Origin of the sequence: Breznakiella homolactica (genome assembly GCF_016616095.2) — a bacterium.
Taxonomy (GTDB): Bacteria; Spirochaetota; Spirochaetia; order Treponematales; family Breznakiellaceae; genus Breznakiella; species Breznakiella homolactica.
This window is the reverse complement of sequence record NZ_CP067089.2, coordinates 2066360-2087472: the sequence shown is the minus strand read 5'-3', so window position 1 is coordinate 2087472 and position 21113 is coordinate 2066360. Positions and strand designations below refer to the sequence as shown.

Annotated in this window: 20 protein-coding genes; 13 read left to right on the top strand and 7 right to left on the bottom strand. The window is 51.3% G+C overall.

What is annotated here, in order from left to right:
- Positions 1-34 precede the first annotated feature (34 nt).
- The 4 genes from iolE to iolG all read right to left on the bottom strand — a co-directional run bounded on the left by iolE (position 35) and on the right by iolG (position 4745).
- Positions 35-925, bottom strand: coding sequence for a myo-inosose-2 dehydratase (gene iolE / locus JFL75_RS09530; RefSeq protein ID WP_215626451.1), 891 nt, complete (start codon positions 923-925; stop codon positions 35-37).
- 11 nt (positions 926-936) lie between these two features.
- Complete coding sequence (gene iolD / locus JFL75_RS09525) at positions 937-2793, bottom strand: 3D-(3,5/4)-trihydroxycyclohexane-1,2-dione acylhydrolase (decyclizing) (RefSeq protein ID WP_215626450.1); 1857 nt, start codon at positions 2791-2793, stop codon at positions 937-939.
- Positions 2794-2905: 112 nt separating this feature from the next.
- Complete coding sequence (locus JFL75_RS09520; protein ID WP_215626449.1) at positions 2906-3706, bottom strand: 5-deoxy-glucuronate isomerase; 801 nt, start codon at positions 3704-3706, stop codon at positions 2906-2908.
- Between the two features lie 10 nt (positions 3707-3716).
- Positions 3717-4745, bottom strand: coding sequence for an inositol 2-dehydrogenase (gene iolG / locus JFL75_RS09515; RefSeq protein WP_215626448.1), 1029 nt, complete (start codon positions 4743-4745; stop codon positions 3717-3719).
- Positions 4746-5200: 455 nt separating this feature from the next.
- On the opposite strand from iolG, the gene JFL75_RS09510 reads away from it, so the two are divergent.
- The 10 genes from JFL75_RS09510 to JFL75_RS09465 all read left to right on the top strand — a co-directional run bounded on the left by JFL75_RS09510 (position 5201) and on the right by JFL75_RS09465 (position 14939).
- On the top strand, positions 5201-6199 hold the full coding sequence (locus JFL75_RS09510) for a LacI family DNA-binding transcriptional regulator (RefSeq protein WP_215626447.1): 999 nt from the start codon (positions 5201-5203) through the stop codon (positions 6197-6199).
- A gap of 246 nt (positions 6200-6445) precedes the next feature.
- Positions 6446-7288 (top strand): ABC transporter permease, encoded by an 843-nt coding sequence (locus tag JFL75_RS09505; protein ID WP_215626446.1) that lies wholly within the window; start codon positions 6446-6448, stop codon positions 7286-7288.
- Positions 7289-7473: 185 nt separating this feature from the next.
- The gene (locus JFL75_RS09500; protein ID WP_215626445.1) at positions 7474-8460 is read left to right on the top strand and encodes an ABC transporter ATP-binding protein; all 987 of its coding nucleotides are present in this window, start codon (positions 7474-7476) and stop codon (positions 8458-8460) included.
- Between the two features lie 83 nt (positions 8461-8543).
- A complete protein-coding gene (locus tag JFL75_RS09495) occupies positions 8544-9698 on the top strand; it encodes an extracellular solute-binding protein (protein ID WP_215626444.1) in 1155 nt (384 codons plus the stop codon).
- A gap of 73 nt (positions 9699-9771) precedes the next feature.
- Entirely contained in the window at positions 9772-10635 is an 864-nt protein-coding gene (locus tag JFL75_RS09490; protein WP_223292812.1) for an ABC transporter permease, read from the top strand.
- Positions 10636-10679: 44 nt separating this feature from the next.
- Positions 10680-11162, top strand: a complete 483-nt coding sequence (locus JFL75_RS09485; protein ID WP_215626443.1) for a hypothetical protein — start codon at positions 10680-10682, stop codon at positions 11160-11162.
- The gene (locus tag JFL75_RS09480) at positions 11149-12126 is read left to right on the top strand and encodes a CehA/McbA family metallohydrolase (RefSeq protein ID WP_215626442.1); all 978 of its coding nucleotides are present in this window, start codon (positions 11149-11151) and stop codon (positions 12124-12126) included. The genes JFL75_RS09485 and JFL75_RS09480 overlap by 14 nt, the downstream gene beginning before the upstream one ends.
- 75 nt (positions 12127-12201) lie before the next feature.
- Positions 12202-13284, top strand: coding sequence for a Gfo/Idh/MocA family protein (locus JFL75_RS09475; protein ID WP_215626441.1), 1083 nt, complete (start codon positions 12202-12204; stop codon positions 13282-13284).
- A gap of 1 nt (position 13285) precedes the next feature.
- The gene (locus tag JFL75_RS09470) at positions 13286-14188 is read left to right on the top strand and encodes a sugar phosphate isomerase/epimerase family protein (protein WP_215626440.1); all 903 of its coding nucleotides are present in this window, start codon (positions 13286-13288) and stop codon (positions 14186-14188) included.
- Positions 14189-14231: 43 nt separating this feature from the next.
- Positions 14232-14939, top strand: a complete 708-nt coding sequence (locus tag JFL75_RS09465; RefSeq protein ID WP_215626439.1) for a glucosamine-6-phosphate deaminase — start codon at positions 14232-14234, stop codon at positions 14937-14939.
- Positions 14940-15200: 261 nt separating this feature from the next.
- Here the strand turns inward: JFL75_RS09465 and JFL75_RS09460 are convergent, their stop codons facing one another.
- The 3 genes from JFL75_RS09460 to JFL75_RS09450 form a co-directional block, all read right to left on the bottom strand.
- Positions 15201-16049, bottom strand: coding sequence for a DUF805 domain-containing protein (locus tag JFL75_RS09460; protein ID WP_215626438.1), 849 nt, complete (start codon positions 16047-16049; stop codon positions 15201-15203).
- A gap of 12 nt (positions 16050-16061) precedes the next feature.
- A complete protein-coding gene (locus JFL75_RS09455) occupies positions 16062-17165 on the bottom strand; it encodes an alpha/beta hydrolase (protein ID WP_215626437.1) in 1104 nt (367 codons plus the stop codon).
- 152 nt (positions 17166-17317) lie between these two features.
- Positions 17318-18121, bottom strand: coding sequence for an esterase/lipase family protein (locus tag JFL75_RS09450; RefSeq protein ID WP_215626436.1), 804 nt, complete (start codon positions 18119-18121; stop codon positions 17318-17320).
- 112 nt (positions 18122-18233) lie between these two features.
- On the opposite strand from JFL75_RS09450, the gene JFL75_RS09445 reads away from it, so the two are divergent.
- From JFL75_RS09445 to JFL75_RS09435, 3 genes are all read left to right on the top strand, one after another.
- Complete coding sequence (locus JFL75_RS09445; protein ID WP_215626435.1) at positions 18234-18974, top strand: hypothetical protein; 741 nt, start codon at positions 18234-18236, stop codon at positions 18972-18974.
- Positions 18962-19846 (top strand): hypothetical protein, encoded by an 885-nt coding sequence (locus JFL75_RS09440; protein WP_215626434.1) that lies wholly within the window; start codon positions 18962-18964, stop codon positions 19844-19846. The genes JFL75_RS09445 and JFL75_RS09440 overlap by 13 nt, the downstream gene beginning before the upstream one ends.
- Before the next feature lie 184 nt (positions 19847-20030).
- Entirely contained in the window at positions 20031-21089 is a 1059-nt protein-coding gene (locus JFL75_RS09435; protein WP_215626433.1) for a hypothetical protein, read from the top strand.
- Positions 21090-21113 lie beyond the last annotated feature (24 nt).

Here is a 21113-nt window from a genome sequence, read left to right as displayed (position 1 = left end):
CCCCGAATCCGGAGCCGGCCGAATGGATCGCCGGTCAGACACCGGCTTTTTCCGAGATATATTTCCGGGCTTTGATAGCGTATTCCAGGGGATTGGCTTTTGCCGGATCCTGTTCCGCCTCGACCACCCACCATCCGCGGTAACCCGCATTCTTTAATGCATCAAACACAGGTACAAAATTCACCGAACCGTCCCCGGGGACCGTGAAGACCCCTTCCCTGACGGCCCTGAGAAAAGACCACTTCTCCTTTATCGCCTGATCGCGCCGTTCCTGCCGCATATCCTTGAGATGAACGTGACGGATCCGCGGCATCCATTTGCTGAGTACCGCCAAGTGATCCTCTCCGGAAAATACCAGGTGTCCCGTATCGTAAAGGAGGCCCAGCGCTTCCGGATCGGTATTTTCCATGAGCCGGTCTATTTCCGCCGCGGTCTGTACGCCGGTTCCCATGTGGTGGTGGTAGGTGAGCTGCATACTCTTTTCCATTGCCCGTTTGCCGAGCCGGTTGAGACCATCGCAGAGCTTTTCCCATTCGTCATTGGTGAAAGTCGGTTTCGCGCCGAACACCGGCAGGTCCTGGCGGCCCTGGATGGAATGGCCCTGTTCCGCGGCGCCGATCACCCGGGCGCCCACGGCGTACAGGAAATCCCGGTGTTTTATAAATTCAGCTTCCACTTCCTCGTAGGGTTTCGTTGTGAGAAATGAACTGAACCATGCGCTGCAAATTGTCAGGCCCCTGAGCTGCAGAGCTTTATTCAGCACCGCGGGATCCTTGGGATATTTGTTGCCTACTTCACTGCCGGTATAGCCCGCCAGAGCCATTTCGCTGACACACTGCTCAAAGGGAATTTCTCCACCCAGTTCCGGGAGATCATCGTTGGTCCAGCCGATAGGGGCAATGGCCAGCCGGATGTTTTCCGCCATGGTATGCTCCTTTAGAATTTACGGGCCTTGGTTGTTTCCGCGGCCATTTCCCTGGCCGCCGCGGCAACTTCTGCGTTCTCCGAAACCTGGGCGGTCCCGACCCGCCACCATGCGTCGTATCCATGGGTCATGGACTTGGGGGTAACCTTGGCGTCGATCACCACCGGTCCTTTCTCGGCTAAGGCCGCCTTTACGGCTTCCCGGAATTCCTCCGCATTCCTGGCCCGGAATCCCCTGGCACCCCAGCTTTCGGCGTTTTTCGCGTAGTCCACCTGCACCGAGGGACCGTCGAGCCGGCCGGTCTGTTCGTTGCGGAGTTTCCACTCGTTCCCGAAATGCACGATTCCCTGGCTGTGCTGGAGATTGTCGATGCACTGGAATCCCGCGTTGTCCAGGACTACGATGATGATCTTTTTCTGCTCCTGTACAGCCGTGAGCAGTTCCGTATGGAGCATGGTGTATGCTCCGTCGCCGACGATGGCAACCGCTTCCCGGTCGGGACAGGCCAGCTTAACCCCCAGAGCGGCGGCGATTTCATAGCCCATGCAGGAGAATCCGTATTCCATGTGGTACGTATCCTTCACCCGGGTCCGCCAGACCCGCTGCATGTCACTGGGGATGGACCCGGATCCGGAGACAGCAATGGCGTTTTCCGGCAGGAGCCGGTCGTTCAGTTCCCCCAATGCCCTGACCTGGGAAAGCCCGTTGGGATCGTCCTCGGTATAGAGTCTATTCACTTCGGTGTTCCATTCATCCTTGACCGTCCGGATGGTTTCCCCCCAGGTGCTTTTGTAGCCCGGGGCAGCCTTGGCCAGGGCGGCGATGGTCAGCTTTGCGTCGGCGATAATGGGCACGCCGTTCATCTTATAGGCGTCAAAGGACGCTATATTGATACCCATGATTTTGGCGTCGGGTTTGAAAAGCCATTTGGAACATGTGGTGAAGTCTCCCAGCCTGGTTCCCACGGCGAGGAGAAGGTCTGCGTCCCGGGCGATTTTGTTCGCCGCCAGGGAACCGGTGTTGCCGATCCCCGAAAGGTTATAGGGATTGTCCCAGAGGATGACCCCCTTGCCGGCCTGGGTTTCACCAAAGGGAATATGATAGGTTTCGCAGAACTTTTCGAGCTCCGCTCCCGCGCCGGAGTACCGTACCCCGCCGCCGCAGATCACCATGGGTTTCTTCGCGGCCTTGAGCATCGCCGCCGCCCGGTCAATCTGGTTTTGGGTGGGCGGCCGCCGTTCCAGGTAATGGACCCGTTTCGCCAGGAATTCTTCGGGGTAGTCGTAGGCTTCGCCCTGGACATCCTGGGGCAGAGCCACCGTCACCGCCCCGGTTTCCGCGGGGTCCGTCAGCACCCGGAAGGCGTTGATCATGGCGGTCATGAGCTGCTCCGGCCGGTTGACCCGGTCCCAGTAGCGGCTCACCGCCCGGAAGGCGTCGCTGGCGGTGTCGGTGTAATCATCGGGAATTTCCACCTGCTGGAGTACCGGATCGGGCTGGCGGCAGGCAAAGGCATCCCCGGGAAGAAAGAGCACCGGGATACGATTCACCGTGGCCGTTCCCGCGGCGGTCACCATATTGAGAGCCCCGGGGCCGATGGAGCTGGTCACCGCCATCATCCGCCAGCGGTTGTTCTGCTTCGCGTATCCCATGGCGGCATGGGCGCCGCCCTGTTCATTCTTGGCCTGGTAAAACCGGAGGCTGTGGTCCTTTGCGGCCAGAGCCTCTCCGAAACCAACCACAACGCCGTGGCCGAAAATCCCGAACACCCCGGTGACGAATTTAATTTCCTCCCCGTCAACGTTCAGGTACTGGTTATCGAGAAATCTGACCAGGGCCTGGCCCATGGTCAATCGTACTGTTCCCATGTATTGCTCCTTGCTGAAAGGTGAAGAGGAAAAGCCCGGGCAGGGTCTTTCCCCTGATATTGATGAAGCCGGCGGTGTGTCCCCTAAAGGCTGAAAACCTTAGGGCCGCATTCTATTTTTCTTTAGGCTGCCAGATGGCGTCCTCCGGGCCGGTTACCCATTTGTGCTGTTCCGTAAAGTCAGGGGTTCCGTAGTGATTGCCGTCGAGGTGGCGGATCACCCAGAGGTACCACATGGCGTAGCCCGGAGCTGTCACCTGGGGATGGTCTTCACCGTCCCGGATCAGGATCGTATCTTTGTCGCGGATGATGTACGCGTTGTCCCCGATGGCGGTCAGGCCGAAGCCCTGTTCCGGCAGGAACCGGTAGTGGTAAATCTCCGGCTGGGGATGGTGATGGGGCGGGTAGCTCGACCACTTTCCGGGTACTCCGATGACCTCGCCGATTACCAGATTTGACTCGGGCCGGTTCGTGTCGTCGAAGATGGTCCGGACGATACGGGTGGAGGTTTCCCGCATGGTTCCCGCGCCGCGGAATTCACTGCGGCATTCCTCAGGGGTATACAGTTTCGGAAGAAACCGTTTCGGGTTGTCCGTAGAGGTACGGTAGAATTCCGCGCCGCCGTCTCCGGCGGTGATGGAAACCCCGCAGCCCGCGGGCACCGAAAGGCACCATGGGGAATAGTCAAACAGATCCGGCCGGGAAATCTGTTTTGTCTCACCGTTCCAGGTGATGGCGGCGGTTCCCCGGGACAGGAGCCATGTCCGTTCGTCGGCGGGGGAACTGTCCTCATACGTATCGCCGGCTAACAGTACCAGGACTCCGAATTCCATAAGCATGTCCGCGGTGACGCCGCTCCGGGGCGAAAGAACCGTATAGCCTCTGCTGAAGGGCGCTTTGTGGGGTATCTGCATCACTGCCTCCTTAATTCCCGGAACGGATTTCTTCGATGGTGACCGGCCGTTTTTCTTTCAGGGATTTTCCCGCCGCCAGGGCAGCGTACATATCCGCCAGGCCGTCTTCACCGCTTACCGGTGCGGGCTTGTCCTCAAGCACCGCCTCAACGAATGCGGCCATCTCGTCAGCGAACGCGTCCTTGTACCGCTGGAGAAAAAAGTGCAGCGGCTTTTCGTGGAGAATCCCCGCTTCAGTGGACAGCCGAACCGTGCTGGGCAGGTCGTTTTCCGCGGCGGCGGCACCCTTGGAGCCGAATACCTCCACGCGCTGGTCGTAGCCGTAGACCGCCTTCCGGGAATTGTCGATGCTGCCGATGGCGCCGCTGGCGAACTTCAGCGTCACCATGGCGGTATCAACATCCCCGGCCGTGCCGATTTCCGGATCAATCAGAACCGCTCCGGCGGCGTAGACCTCGGTGATTTCGCTTCCCGCCTGGAACCGGGCCATGTCGAAGTCGTGGATCATCATGTCCATGAAGATCCCTCCGGAAACCGCTGCGTACGCCGGCGGGGGCGGGGCGGGATCCCGGGAAGTGATCTTCACCATCTGGACTTCGCCGATATCGCCCGCCAGGGTCAGCTCCCGGATTTTCCTGAAGTTATGGTCAAACCGGCGGTTGAATCCCACCTGGAGTTTGACTCCTGCCTTTTTCACCGCCCCCAGGGCGGCCTGTACTTTGGAAACTGTCAGATCAATGGGTTTTTCGCAGAACACATGTTTCCCCGCCTCAGCCGCGGCGATGGTAAGGTCCGCGTGGGTATCGGTAGAGCTGCAGATAATGATGGCTTCTATGGCAGGATCCCTGATGATCTCCATGGGGTCCCCGGATACATTTTGCGCCCCAAGCCCCTTTGCCCAGGTTTCCATCTCCGGCGTCAGCTTTACGTCGGCGATGCCCGCCAGTTTTGCCTGGGATATCAGATACGCGATATTTTCAGCGTGGATTTTACCGATCCGCCCCGCGCCCAGGACACCGATCCGCAGCTGTTTGGCCATATAAACCTCAGTAATTTTTTAACCGCCCCTGATAAACTCTGAAAAATCCAGGTTCTCAAAGAAATCTTGGTTGGTTTAAGTCATATTTCTGCAAACGTTATCATATCATGGTACATCCATGTTATGAATTTGTAAAGTTTTTTTTCCGGCGGTTTTTCTTAATAAAGTCGTTTTTCCACTAAATTACCTGGTTAATTTGGTAATTCCAATCATAATTATTTCAAAAATTGGATATTTTTCGAAAAAAATATAAAAAATGCGATAAAATACACAGAAAAATATTGTTTTAATGAACTGGAAACGTTTTCATTTTCTGAAATAGTATTGTCAGCCGAAACAGAAGAAGCCGGGGGCATTCACGGTACCCATGCCGGTGTTCTGGAAAGACCCGGCAAATTTGGGTATGATAAAAATAATACCGGATTTTTGATGGGAGTCCCCTAGGGGAATATGAAATGGTAAGTATCAAAGATATTGCGAAACAAGTAGGAATGTCGCCTTCTACCGTATCCCGGGTTATCAACGGGAAGAAATACGTAAACCCCGAAAAACGCGCTGAAATACTGCGTCTGATCAAGGAAACCGGATACGTGCCGAACAAGGCCGCCCGGAGCATGGTGATGCAGCGAAGCTTCTCCGTGGGGATCGTGATTCCCGATACGTTTAACATGTTTCAGCGCCAGCTCTTTTCAATCATCGAACGCCATCTGGAATCATTCGGATACCATACTTTATTTTTCTTCGTCAAATCTGATGAGGCCAGTGAAGAGGAATGCCTGCGGCGGATGAAATCCGAACAGCTCGACGGGGTTATACTGATTCAGGAAATAAAAAATCCCCGGTTTTATTCGTACTTGCTCGACATGGGGCTGCCCTCGGTTTGTACTACCTTTGCGTATGACCGCATTCCCTCGGTCCACGTGGATGAGGAGCAGGCCGCCTTTGACGGGGTTATGCACCTGCTTAATTTGGGCCATCGTGAAATAAATATGGTGAACGGCGCAGGCGTCAATTTCGGACTCCAGCGGGCGGAGGGTTACTTCAAGGCCCTGGCGTCCGCAGGTCTTCCCCGGGATGAAAGCCGCATCGTTTACGTCCGTTCCTTAACCGCTGAATCGGGCATGTACGGTATGCGGGAACTGCTTCTCCGGGGAGGGCGCAATTTTTCCGCGGTCTTTGCCGCCACCGACGAACTGGCCATGGGTACCATCCGGGTACTGCGGGATGAGGGTATCCGGGTGCCCGAGGATGTTTCGGTGGTGGGATTCGATGATATCGAAATATCCAACTACAGCATTCCCCGGCTCACCACCATCCGCCAGCCCCTTCTGGAAATGGGGGAGCGGACTGCGCTGATGCTTCACCGCAGTATCGTCAACCGGGACGCCGTCGAGTCTGACGCGGTTCTTCCCTACAGACTGATTATCCGGGAGTCCACCGCCAGAGTCGGGTAATGGTCTCAAAGGGTACCGACCGGCAAACGGAATCCGTAAAAACCGTGACGCAGGATGGCCTCTGGCGTACATATTTTACTTTTTTTATTAATTTTTTTTCGTTATGAGTATGATTCAGCGTTTTGTTCTATTTTACGAAATTAAAATGGGCTCCAAGAAAATGACGAAAAAACTTGCGTTCTAGAATTTTCAGTGCTACACTACGTTTCATTAATTAACTAGGTTAATAAATAAACTGAGGTGGGCATGTTCCAGTATTTGAATCCAAAGCGTTTTTATCATGCGGTGGGAAGAAAGAAATTTTTCGAATTTCTCATCCTCGCGGTCTTTCTGCTTTTCTTTTACGGCCCCATGATGAACCTGGTGATGCTTGCCTTTGCCAACAAGTATGAGGTTCCCGCGGTAATCCCACAGGAATTCGGTTTCCGCTGGTGGGGTTTTGTTCTTTCCCAGAAGAGTCTCGTCTCTTCTATCGGCCTCTCGTTCCTGTTCGCCATAGTCACCACCATCGTATCGATGCTGCTCTGTATCCCCGCGGCTTACGCCATTGCCCGTTTTAAATTCCCCGGCCGGCGGATCTTTATGCTGTCCTTTCTGCTGACCAACGCCTTTCCCAAGATTGGACTGTATACATCCATCGGGATTTTATATTACCGCTATAACCTGATGGGTACATTCATCGGCGTGGTTATCATTCATCTGATCAATACCATGATGTTCATGGTGTGGCTTCCCGCGGGGGCTTTCGGCAATGTCCACCGCCAGCAGGAGGAGGCTGCCCGGGATGTGGGGGCCGGTCCTTTCAGAACCTTCATGAAAGTTACCTTTCCCATGGCTATGCCGGGGATCGCGGTGGCCTCGATCTATACCTTTCTCGGTTCCATGGAGGAAATGCAGGGTACCTTCCTGGTTGGTGTTCCCCAGTACCGTACCATGCCGGTGGAAATGTACAGTGTCATCAGCGATTACCCCATCATGGCTGGAGCGGTTTTCGCGATCATCCTGATGATTCCCACGGTTATTCTTCTGGTTGCCATGCGGAAATATATCGGTCCCAGTGCCATTGCCGGCGGTTTTAAACTGAAATGAACTTCTCCGTCTTTTGGATGGAGTGTCCTGTAAATGTTACAGAATCGGCTGGGTTCGTTCTGTAAGGAATTATTTAACAGCGGGGTTTACTGTTCTGGGATACGGTCTTTACCGGATAACAGCCGTCCCAAGCCGCCCGGTCTTTTACCGGGCAAGTATCCCCAGCAACGACTAAAAGGTGTCCCATGAGTACTGCTGCGAAAGAAATCAAACTTCAGATTACCCAAATGGATAAGGTTTACGACAACGGCGATGGTGTGCGCAACATAAACCTTGATGTGTACAACGGCGAAATCGTAACCATGCTCGGACCGTCGGGATGCGGAAAGACGACGATCCTCCGTACCATCGGCGGGTTTCTCAACATCGACGCCGGGGATATTACCATCAACAATCAGAGTATCGCCCAGCTTCCCCCGGAGAAGCGGCCCACCGCTATGGTTTTCCAGAGCTACAACCTCTGGCCCCACATGTCAATTTACGAAAACCTCGCCTTCGGCCTGAAGCTCAGAAAAATACCGAAGGATGAAATTGCCCGGCGCATTGATGCCATGCTGGAAATGGTGCGCATGCCGGGATGCGAAAAAAAATACCCCAATCAGCTTTCCGGCGGCCAGCAGCAGCGAATCGCCATTGCCCGGTCTCTGCTGCTCCAGCCGGAGGTGCTTCTCCTGGACGAACCCTTCTCGGCGCTGGACGCGAAAATCCGGATGCAGATGAGGGAAGAACTCAAGAAGATTCAGTCCGAACTGGGGATTACCGTGGTTTTCGTTACCCATGACCAGGAAGAAGCCATGGCCATCTCACACCGCATCGTGGTGATGAACAAGGGAAAGTTCGAACAGGTCGGTTCGCCAACCGAAGTTTATGACAACCCCGCCACAAAGTACGTGGCGTCCTTTATCGGGGAAATGAATTTCTGGAACCAGGGCAATGAAGTGATTGCGGTCCGGCCGGAGGATGTAAAGATTCTTCCGGGACATACGGATAACGGAATCAATGGCACCGTGCGGACGGTGATGATCCTGGGCCATTATGTGGATGTCAATGTTCAGTGCGGTGAGACGGTGATTAAATGTTTTATCCCCCGGACGGAATGCGGTTCCTGCGACGTTGGGGATCAGGTGCATGTGGAATTCGGCAGAAATGTTGTATTTCCCAAGGATGAATAATATTTTAAGAACCCGATGGTTCGATTTATCTTAAGGGATCCAAGTTTTTGCCGTTGGTAAAAATATTTTATAAGGAGTGTAAAATGATGAAACTGAAGAAAATCGCGGTATTCCTGATGGTCCTTCTGCTGGTCGCCGGAACCGTTATGGCCGGAGGCGGTAAGGAGTCCTCGGGAAAACCCGAAGTGAACGTATGGGTTTCCGGATCGGACAATATCCGGATTATTTATGAGAAACTTGCGGATTCCTTCAACAAAAATCCGGAATACAACCAGTACTGCACCGTGAAAATTCAGTTTATCGCCACCGGCGGCGGCGCTCAGACAATCCAGGATAAAATCCTGGCAGCCTACAAAGCCGGCCAGAAGAATACCACCTTTGATCTGGTGGAAAGCGGAGACGACCAGATCGCAGCGTACATGAGCGAAGGCGGACCGGAAATGTTCCTCCGCTACGATCCGTCAAAGATTTCCAACCTCCGGGAAGTCACTGCCCGGCCTGCTCTGGGAGCGGAATATTTCGTTCCTTACCGGGGGACCACAGTGGTCATGGCGTACAATTCCGATGTTATTCGTACCCCCCCGAAGACTGTTCAGGATCTGACCAACTGGATTAAGCAGAACCCCGGCCGGTTTGTGTACAACGCAGCGGGCACCGGCGGCGCCGGAGATTCCTTTATCCGCAGCTCTATCTACAACTTCATGCCCACCGAAGCCTTCATGTCCAGCGATACCAAATGGATGGCCCAGTGGGACAAAGGGTTCGCGTACCTGGCGGAGATTCACCCCTTTATGTATAAATCCAGCGGCCGGGTGGTGTACCCCAACAAGAACCAGGGAACCCTGGATCTCCTGGCGAGCAAAGAAATTGACATGTGCCCCGCCTGGGCGGACCAGGCTATTTCCGGAGTAAAGAACGGCAGCCTTCCGGCGAGCATCAAGATCTACCAGATTGAGCCGTCCCTGACCGGCGCGGTCAATACCTTCGGTATCCCGAGCTTTGGCCGGTATCCTGAGGAAGCGTACCGGTTCATCGACTTCATGCTTTCCGCCGAGGCTCAGAATCTGCTCCTGGCGGAACTCGCGGCAATTCCCCTGATTCCGAATTCGAAGCTTGACTCCGGAAACGCGGCTACCGTCAGGGATTTGGACGTCAACAACTTCAGGACCCAGAGTATCGGTTCTCTCAGCACCGAGCTGAACCGCCGGTGGAACGAAACTATCGTTACCCTTCCGTAATAAAAATTATTACTAACCCGGCGGGGGCAGCTTACCTTCCCCTGCCGGTATTTCTTAGAAGAGCAGGTGGATTGTGAATACACACGAACGGAAAAGAAAAATACTGAATCTACTGGCCGCGTACGCCCTGGTGCTGCCGGCCTTTTTGGTGGTAATGCTCATCGTGGCGTATCCTATCCTCAGTTCAATTATCCGCAGTCTTACCGACCGGCAGACGAAGGGGTTTACCTTCGATAACTACACCTACTTTTTTACCAGGCCTCTGGAAATCAGGAACATCCTGTTTACCCTGGGAGTGGTGGTGGTAACCGTGGTGCTGGCCATGGTCTTCGCGTACCTCCTGGCTCTGTACCTGCGGTTCAGCAAGTCCAAGATAAGCCGGCTCATCGGCGGCTTGTATCTGATTCCCCGGTTTATTCCGGGACTTGTGGCAATCTATGCCATGATGATCATCATCAGGGATTCGGGAGTGATCAACCGGATCTCCCAGCTCTTCGGGTATAATTTCAAGCCCGGTCTCATGTACAACGAAAAGGGATTGATCATAATGAACCTCTGGTTCAACATTCCCTTCGCGGCGCTGATCATCACTTCCGGTCTCTCGGCTATCCCCGATTCAATCATAGAAGGCGCCCGGGACGTAGGGGCCGGCCGCTGGCGGACCTTCATTCACATGATTCTGCCGCTTTCCATCAAGGATGTTTTTGTTTCAGCAACCTTTGTGTTTATGGCCAACGTAGGTTCTTTTACCACCCCTTTCCTGATCATGGGGGCTTCTTCCCCGAAGATGCTGGGGATTGCGCTGTTCGAACAATTTAATATATACATGGATTATGAAAAGACCTCCGCCCTGTCGGTGATCATGTTTCTGATCTGTTCGGTTTCCGCGGCGGTGTATATCTATACAAATCTGAAAGAAAAGGAATGGGAAAAATAATTTTCCGTTAATATATTTTAAAAACAATTCCCGGGAGTACGGATGTGAAAGTGCTGTTGGATAACCTGTACCCGCTGCATCGGGACGATTCTAAAACAAATGTGTCCGTTGAAATTCCCCTGGACCGGGATTACGGATGCCTGGAGTTCCTTTGTTCCTACACCCCCAAAGTACTGGAGAATGAGGCGGAGGCAAAGGACCTTATTGAAGCGGGGCTGGAACGGTTCATTCCGCCGGAGTACAGAGAACGGTACGGCGGCTGGCGGGATTACCTGCCGGTGGTCAATCTTATTACTCTTTCGCTCGACCACGATGAAATTTATGTGGGATGCGCCCACCGGCACAACCCGGAGCAGCGGCATATCGTATCCGCGGATTTTTCTTCTCCGGGGTTTTTCAGGCACTCCGCTTCGGCGGGTGTCTGGCGGGCGGTGATCAACGTCCATGCTGTCGTCAGCGACGAAACGGTATACCATCTCACGGTAAATGCCTACGACAAAGATGAGGTCCCGGATGATAACCTATAAGGCCTTTGAGCTTCATACCCATACACTCAACAGCGACGGCCGGTTTACCCCGGAGGAACTGTGCCGCAGCGCGGCGGCCTTTCTCTACGACGGCATCGCTTTGACAGACCATAACACCATGGCAGGACTGGACCATATAACCCCAAAACTGATGAGTGAAACAGTGCCGGTGATTCCCGGTATTGAATGGACTACCTTCTTCGGTCACATGGTTGTCCTTGGAGCTGACCGGTACGTTGACTGGCGCTTCGCCGTTCCCGACACCATCGATACTTACCTTGCCCAGATAAAGGAAGCCCGGGGCGTTGCGGGGATTGCCCATCCCTTTTCCGTGGGAAGCCCCATGTGCACCGGCTGCCACTGGGATTTCAATGTCGGGAATTGGGAAAACGTTTCGTACATTGAAGTATGGTCCGAACCTTTTCCCCACAGTGAATTCAAAAATGATCTTGCTTTCCGGTGGTGGACGGATCTGCTTAACCAGGGCCATCGCCTGGCGGCTACCAGCGGCAGAGACTGGCACGGCCCGGACAAAAGGGACGTCCTCACCACCGCCACTTACCTGGGTCTCGAAGAAGGACAGATTACTTCGGAAACCGTTAAGGATGCTCTGCGGGGAGGCCGCAGTTTTGTGACCTGCGGACCGTTGCTGAATTTCTTGGTAACTGAAGGTGACAGCAGTTACGGGCCCGGAGAGACGGTGTCACCCGGGGAGTACACCATTTTCGCCGCGGCGGATGAATCCCGGCGGCGGTCCGTGTGGGAGCGTTTCAATATCAAAACCCGGGAAATCGCCGTCGTTCATAATGGAGAAACGGCGGCACGGATAACCTGTGACGGGTCCGGCGGCGGAGACGTTGCGGTGGCCCTTTCAGAAGGCTGGGTCCGCGCAGAAGTCTACGGCGACTATTTAGAAGAAAAAAATAAACTGCTGGCATTTTCGAGCCCCGTTTATGTCCGGTAACGGCGCCCAAAGGTATAAAGAATATTGGGAAAGCTTTGCTTTCCCTTTCGATTTGCGGAATGTATAGGAGTATGTATGAAAATTGGTGTCATTGGATTAGGTGAAGTCGCGCAGCTCATGCATCTGCCGATACTGCAGGATCTGGGGGATAAGTTCCAGATTACCGCGGTTTCCGACGTATCCCCCTCGCTGGTGGGATTTATTAAAGACAAGTATCACGTTCCCCAGGGGTATCTCAGCGCGCCGGAACTGATCGAGAAATCCGATACTGAAGCGGTCTTTGTTCTATCCCCCGACCAGTACCACGGTGAATATATTGAACTTGCCCTCAAAGCGGGGAAACATGTTTTTGTTGAGAAGCCCGTGGCTCTGGCGTCCAAGGAAGTTGAGCGGCTCATTACCCTTGCGAAGGAGCATCCCAAAAGTATTGTCATGGTGGGATATATGCGCCGTTTTGCGGATCATTTCCTTAAGGCCAAGGAACTAATGGAGCTGGAGCCGAAGAAAACTGAATACCTCCGGTTCCGGGATATCATCTGTGAAGGTCCGTTTTATATCGGACAGACCCGGCCGATTTTCTATCCCAAGGATGTTCCCCAGGATGTCATTGATGAGAGCCGGGCCCGCCGGCGGCAGCACCTTGACATGGCTATCGGCGCCGACGCTACCGATGAACAGCGGACGACCTACCAGATGATGACCGGCCTGGGATGCCACAGCATTTCCGCGGTGCGGGAACTTTTCGGGGTTCCGAAGGCAATCAAATCCGTTGCCACCGCCTGCGGCGGTACCCATGTGGTGGTGGTGATGGAATACGACGGATTCCTGGGTGTTTATGAGCTGCTCAACGATCAGGATATTGTGGAATTTGACGCGGCTATTGAAATCTACCAGCATACCAGGAAGCTCAAGGTGAAATACGAAACCCCGTACGTGCGGTACCAGCCCATGTCCCTGGAGGTGATCGATTCCACCAAGACCGATACCAAGACAACCGTGTTCGGTCCGTCCTGGCGGGATCCCTTCCAGACAGAGCTCAGCGAGTTCTATGCCTGCATCGCGGAAAACCGCCAGCCTAAGACAACTCTGGCGGATGCATTGGAAGATCTCAAATTATTCGAGGAAATAATTGCCGCCGTGAAGCGGGGAGGGAAGTAATATGGCCAGTACTATCACCATTGCCACAGCGCCCTGTTCCTGGGGCGTCTGGTACGCCGACGGAAAACCTTCGGGAACCCCCTGGAATGTGTTCCTGGATCAGGCTGAAGAAGCGGGCTACAAATCTCTGGAGCTTGGCCCCGACGGGTACCTGCCCACCGAGGAACAGACCCTGCGGAACGAGTTGTCCCAGCGCAGCCTCGGTGTATGCGCCGGTACCGCCTGCTACCGGTTTGACCAGTATAATTCCTTTGAGGATTTCCGGCCCCGGGTGGAGACCCTGTGCCGCCGGATCAAGGCCTTTGACGCGAAGTACCTGGTCACCATGGACGAATCCGATGTGGGTACCTTCAGCGAAAAGAAAAAGGATTTTTCCGGCGATCTCTGGAAAAAATACCTCACCATGTTCAGGGATCTGGGGTTATATACGAAAAAGGAATTCGGCATTGAAACGGTATTCCATCCCCACATTCGGTCCCTGATAGAAACCGAGGAGGAGATCGTCCGGATGATGGATTTCTGTGACCTCAATCTCTGCTTCGACACGGGCCACCACGCCTATGTCAACGGCGGCACAGAACAGGGTGACCAAAGTGCTGTTGAATTCATCCGGAAGTATCCGGAGCGGATGGTGTACCTCCACTTCAAAAATGTAGACGGAAAAATCCGGAAGAAAGTTGCCGACGAGCATCTCGGTTCGGACCAGGCTTTTGACATGGATGTGATGTGCGACCTCCGGGATGGGATTATTGATTTTACGGAACTCAAGAAAATCCTGGACAGTATCAATTACCAGGGGATCGGGGTAATCGAGATGGACATGCCCCGGGCAACCACGGACCAGGCCTTTGCCGCGGCGAAGCGTAACCTGGAATATCTCCGTGAAATTCAGATGATTCCCTAAGGAGAATTATATTACCCTCATTGTCTGCAGAAATTATGAAGAAATGTCTCTTGCCGCGGCCCGCCTCGCGGCGGAGGGTATCCCCGGAGACCGGGAAAGCCTGATCAGTTTTCCCGGAGGGGACACGCCCCTGGGCATGGTGGAAGCATTTACGGCTATGGTAAATGATGGTACCGTCGATATCACAAGGACCCGATACGTTTCTCTGGATGAATGGGTCGGCCTGACCGAGAAAGACGCAGGGTCCTGCGGCCGGTTTAATTTCGACAATCTTATTAATAAAATGAAAGTCCCTTTCCTGGAATACCATATCATCAATGGAAAAGCGCCGGACATGAACGAGGAATGCCGCAGGCTTGATGGCTACATCGTCAAATACGGTCCTCTGGACGTGAGTGTCCTGGGAATTGGAATGAACGGCCACCTTGGATTCAATGAAGAGGGTGTTGATTTTTCTCTGAATGCCCATGTGACGCCTCTGTCCGCGACGACCAAGTCGGTGATGGGTAAGTATTTTTCCGAATCCCTGGATCTTGAATACGGCATTACCCAGGGGATCGCCCAGATTATGGCGGCCCGGAAGGCAGTACTCATTGCAAACGGCTCCCACAAAGCGGATATCCTCTATAAGGCGTTCCGGGGGCCTGTAACCAACGCAGTTCCCGCCAGCATTCTCCAGGAACACCCCAACTGCTACGTTGTGGCAGATGAGAAAGCCGCGGCTAAATTACGGATTTCCAAAAATGTTTGATACGGCCGAAAAATACTGTTCCGCACCTGACAAACGTCAGGTGCTGTGAATACAGTTTATGATAAATCCTGAATCCTTATGGAATATAGGTTTGACTTTTCCCAATTCAAAAAATAAAGACTGTCATTCTGTGCATAAAAACACATCAGCTCTTTATGGTCTTCATCAAATGATTTATCGTAATGAAAAATGCACTTTAATTTCATCCTTTTCATAAATCATGCCCATTGCTTTCTGTGGTAATAAACCTTGCGGTTTATTTTAAATACTGTTTATTAAACCACGTATATCCTTTTTTTGTATCTTTTTATAAATTATATAATCCTTCGTTTCTATTTTCTCGGGAAATCCCGCCATTCTGTTGATCACTGCTCTTATTTCCGTATCAGCTTCTTTTTCAAGTATTATACTGTATTTAAAGTTTTCCTTTCTGATAAATATTTTTGTTTCCGATTTTATTAAATAAAATGATTCCCGGACTTCTGCTAATTTTAAATTTCTTATCATTCCTTCAAATTCTTTTTTCTCTATTGTTATTATTTCCCCATATCCATCTTCTTTATTCTCATGCGTTTCTGATAAATAGTTTTTGATTATATCTTGTTTGGTGATATTTTTCGGAAAACCTATTTTGTATTCATTTCCATTTTTTTTTAGATAATATTTATGGTTATCCACACGGAAGTATTCGTCATATATATCAATGATCCGTGTTTTTTTATTTACTGCTTTATTGTAATCAATGGCTTTATCAAATTTATTAATCCCATCTTCGCCTTTTTTTATCAGTAAATATATAGCTGCTATTATCCCGTATATTGGTATAAGCAGCGTTAATAAATTCCAGCCTTCCATACCGAGGTCATAAAATCTTTTTATGGTTATTGTTAAATACCAATACAATAGAATGTATGCCGCGGCATAGTTAACGCATTTTAGATTGAGTTCCGGCAGTTCAAAATAACTTTTAATCAGATTTAAAAGTATCAGCAAATAAAATATTATTAATACGTTTATTGCATACTCAAAACGAAAATACCTGCCATTTACTTTCTTAATTGTGAAGGTAAATATTAGAATAATCAAAAGAATATTAATTATAATTTCCATTGTTCCGGCTTATTATTCCGTAATCCCGGGGTTTTCCTCCGCAATCTGGCGGACGGTTTTCACAAATAATTCAGGCTCTTCCATGTTCGGGGAATGGGCGGAATTCTCAAATGTGAAGAATCCTTTTTTAGGCGCGTCCAGAGTTTCCAGATAGTTTTTCGCCAGGGTGTATGAAACCTGGTAATCGTAAAACCCTTGAGTTATATAAAAGGGGACTTCAAAACTTGCCGATGACTCGAAAAGACTGTCTTTCATTACTACACGGTCAAAAAGGTAGGCCATGGAAAAGTCGGCGCCGAGAAACCACGCTGTTTTTTCGGGCAGGGTATATCCTTTGAACGAAATCAAGGCTTTAAGTATCGTTGGAAAAGTCACTCCTTCATGCATCATTCCTACCCCGTACTTGTTGATAATCGCTGTCCGTACGTTGATGAGATATTCATTCTGAGGGAACGTATCCGCGTCGGGATCGAACGGTTCCAGTTTTTCTATCACCTTCTTATCGCCGATCTCCGCTGCGTGGTTCAGCATATATTTGTAGGCCAGGCGTTCCGACTCCCGCTGGTCGGAGAGCTGTCCGATACCGATATAGGCAAGATAATTTTCTGGGTATTTCTCTATGGTTTTTACCCCAAGATATGAACCCCAAGAATGTCCCATGAGATATATTCTGTCCTGGCCGAACCGTGATTTAAGGTATTCCGTTACTGCGCGGGTATCTTCCACCATCTGCGCTGTGGTCATGGTTGACGGATCTGTTGAACGGGAATAGGTCATTCCGGAGCCCCGCTGATCCCAGTAGCACATGGTAAAATATTTTTCCAGACGCTCACTTTTTTCCAGATATGAAATGAACGGCAGCAGCGGCGTTCCGGGGCCGCCGTGCAAATACAGTATCACCGGGTTTTGCGGATTCTCTCCGCGGATAAACATGCCCTGTCTGATTCCATTAATGTCAACCCATACTTTCTCGGAAATTGACCCCGGAATAACTTTATTCCGGGAATCTTTTAACGGCGCGAGCCTGCCCGGGCTGTTAATCAAAACTATGAGCAATCCTATAAGTATAAGGCCGATAAGTGAAAGGATGGTTATGACTAAAATTTTCAGCGCCATATTCATACAGCTGTATCCCCCGGATAGAACATTCAATTTATTGTTTTCTCAACATACACGCAGCCGGAATAGATTGCAAGGGCAGAGGGTTTCATTCAAAAAATTATCCAAAAGATAAACGTGTCTATAATCCGGCAAAATACCGGCGGATGTCAGCAGCCCCGTTCTGATAAGGTTTTTAAAATTTCCATATACAATTGAATAAGATCCAGTCCTTTGTACTTTAATCTGTACAGATCTATTACTCCGGAATGGGATATTCCAAATAAACCTTTGGTGGTAATTACTCCCTTGAACTCTCCCCATTTCGCGGATTCTACTGGACAAAGTCCGTCATTTTTTCCATCGAAAATCTTAATAAGAGGATATGTAAACAGAAAAAGTAAATCACCAAAGAAATATTTTAATTCCGACGCGTAGCTTTGATAGTATACGGATTCTTTGTTTGGGTATTTGCTGTTAAATTCACTGCATTTTTTCTCTGATAATTGTCTGCTGCTTCTGAAAAAATCGGGATATTTGTCCCCCGCTATTTTAAACCAGATATTGATAAAAAAGGAAATAAATTCATATAGTTTCTCCGGAAACCGCAAAGCGATGTTCATTGCCTTTGAGCCGTGATGCGGTGTGGATATGGTAGTTAATGAAGCTATTTTCTCCGCCATAGCCAATTCATTTATTACGTAGCGGGCTTCAAGGCCGCCCCGTGAATGGGCAATGATATTAACTTTATCCGTTTTTTCTGTTTTTAAAATTTCGTGAATTCTGGTTTGTATTAGTTCGCCGTTTTTTTCAATAGATCCCCAGGCATCTGTTCCTCCGTAATATACGGAAATACCATTTTCAACGTAATGCTTAGGGATTCTTCCCCAGTAATTGACGCCAAGTGTTTTATCCCTGAATCCTGCGCCGTGAATGAACAGTACGGGATAATGCAATGCTATGGTTTCTTCCATAGGAAATTATACCATACTTCCGCTGTGCTCCAAAACCCCATCGGATAAATTTGATCTTTGCCGCGGTGGATTTTTTGTATGCTCCAGGATATGTTTAAAAGGGGAGGATACCGTGGACCAGACTGTGCAGTATCGTATATTACTCATCGCTGCCGCCGTTGTTTCAGCGGTCGGTGCCGCGGCGTATATTTATACCCGGAGGAAGCTGGCGATATACAAAACCGGACTGGCCGGCACTGGGCCCGGTATACCGCTGTCTGATCCCGGCGGAAACGACAGCCTTGCTTCGGACCGCCGTTCCGGCCGCCGGGTTTTCCGGCATCCGGGAAAAAATTCCGGCTCGGATGACCATCCGCTGGGGGCTGTTCAGACGGTTATTCCCGGGCGTATCCGCTTCGCCGGCTCAGGAATTCTCCTTATCGCCGCAGGGATTTTCGCTTTGTATATATTCCATTTTACCGACCGGGACTTCTATCTGGAACGTACCGGGATCAACCTTCTCATTGGTACGGTGCTGTTTCTGGGGGCTGCCGCCTGGGGTTTCCAGCTTATCTACTTTGCTACTTGCCGGATCCGTCTCCGGGAAACAGGCTTTGAACTTTGCAGTGTCCTCGGAACCAGCCCCTATGAATACCGGGACGCGGATTTTTCCCTGAGCAGAACTGTTGAACACAAGCACAATTCCGACGGTTACCGGCCGGTCTTTGCCCGGGCGGGAAACTTCAATTATATCTGGCAGTGCCGGGTGACCTTTTCGGATGGCCGGCCGCCCTTGCTGCTCAGGAGCAGCCGTTACGCATGGCTCAAACCGCGGATAGATATACTTCTGGAAAACCTGGAATGGAAGGACTGAATCAGAAGCCGGTCCCGGAAAAACAGGTGCCGGATAAACAGGGAACTGATGGTATGGACAAAAAGGCAAAGGATATCTTATTTAAAACGTACTGGAAAAGCGGATGGCTCGATAAACCTCATACGGACGCGGAGGATTTTGCGTACGCCAAGTCCCGGGGACTTATGTTTGATCCCGTTACCATTTCCCATGACGACTGCGTCGGAGAAATCATCGCTCTGCGGGAAAGCGTACACCGGGATACCGTGGCCAGGGCGTTTCTGTGCAGCCTGTCCCTCCGCCGTCTCGACTGGCGTTCCGGAATCGCTTCCTATGGAATCGCCGGATACATCGTTCCCCATATTTATACTCCGGCGGTGAGCGGCTACAGCCGCGGTGCTGACGGAACCGTAGAGTATACCTCCTGCACCTGCGGTGTCTGCCGGGACTTAAAATACGGAATTATCGGGGATGAATTATATAAAGATGCGGATATCAATGTTCTCAATTTTGAGCGGATCAAATGGGGCGGGGTACGCCACGGTGAACTGCTCTACACATGGTTTGATCTGTGCCGGTTTTCCCGGGAAGAAATTCCCGAACCTTCCGGGAGCGACCGGGATATATTCCGGGAAATCCTTAAAACTATAGGGACCAGCGGGAATGGTGATTACCCCGGGAGTTTGGAGAAACGGCTGACGGCGGCGGTCCGTTCAAGCCAAAATGAACGCCGGATCCTGATAGAAATTCTCGCCTGTATCGGTGTGCTGAAACCCGGTTCTTATGAACGGCCGATGCGGGGAAAAGACGACTGGACCTTCGCCGGGTACTGGCGGGGAGAAGACCGGTATGATGAGGACGCGGTTGAAACACTTTTCGGAAGGTACCTATGATTATGTATCATTGGGGAGATGAGTATGGTGACGGAAACCCTGATATTGACTGTGCCGCGGGCTGTGTCAGGCGTTTGGGCCTCCCGGATTTTCGCTATGCAGCAGCCATGAGCCGTGATATACTGTAACTGTCAGCGGATGCGGAACACCATGAGATACCGGAGTACCCGAAAAGGGGGGATATATGTATAAACGGATCTGTTTCATCATGGTCTTATTCCTGATATTGAATTGCTTCGTTTTTTCCCAGAATGGCAGCTCATCAGAGATTGCCGCGGAACCGGCGCAGAAGCAGGGATCTTTAAAGGCTTTGATAGGTATTACCCTGCAGCCGTATGCATTCTGGCGCTCAGGACAATGGGTGCGGCATTACCCGGACAACAGTTATAATTATTTCTCCGATAAAGACGGGCTGGTTTTTGATCTGGATTCCAACAGGTTCACCACCTATGAAGGCGAGCTCTGGCACAAGAAGGGTTTTAATGTTGGTATCAGTCTCGACCTGGACAATAACTTTGTAGGAAAGCTTTACAATTTTTTAGGCAGAGTCGGTTATAAGAACGCCGCCATCAGGGTCTCCGGCGGCAAACTGGCGGGAGATGCCTGGTGGGATGGGGGGTATGTTTCCGGGCAGCCGGACAGCACCAATGTGGATACGAAATACCTGAGCGTTGACCTGCTTATTCCCATGTGGTGGATCAAAGATAACGAACAGGAAGGGATTTATAACTTCGGCCGTTACTTCGGATTGTCCTATACCCGGTACGAAATGCCGCTGGAATTCCAGGCCCTTACGGATGATAAGTGGGCGTATCCGGTGTATGAGGATACTATTTCCTTTAATACCTATGGGCTTATTATCGGGTTTGAGACAATGAACTGGCAGATCATCACCCGGCGGGAAGGGTTTTTCCTTTGGCTCTACACCCAGGATACCCTCTTCGGCGGTCCTATTGAAATAAGCGATGAAGGGGCCCGCCGCCTGTCTGAGGCTAACCCGGGAAAGACCATTACCGCGAAAAAGTTTTTTCTGGTCGGTGTTCAGTATGATCTGACCGTAGGTCTGGGCTGGTCGAAGCAAATAGGCAAGTCCATGCTGGGGGTCGGATTGGGCTATAATATTTCCGGCCGGGGTATGGTGACCTTCGGCGGAGGCCAGCCTTCGGACTCTGAAATAACCCCCCAGTCATTCCCGTATCTGTTCCGGCACGGTGTGGTGCTGAAAGCGGCTTTTTCCCGGTAAAAGGTTCCGCTGAGACAAATAAAA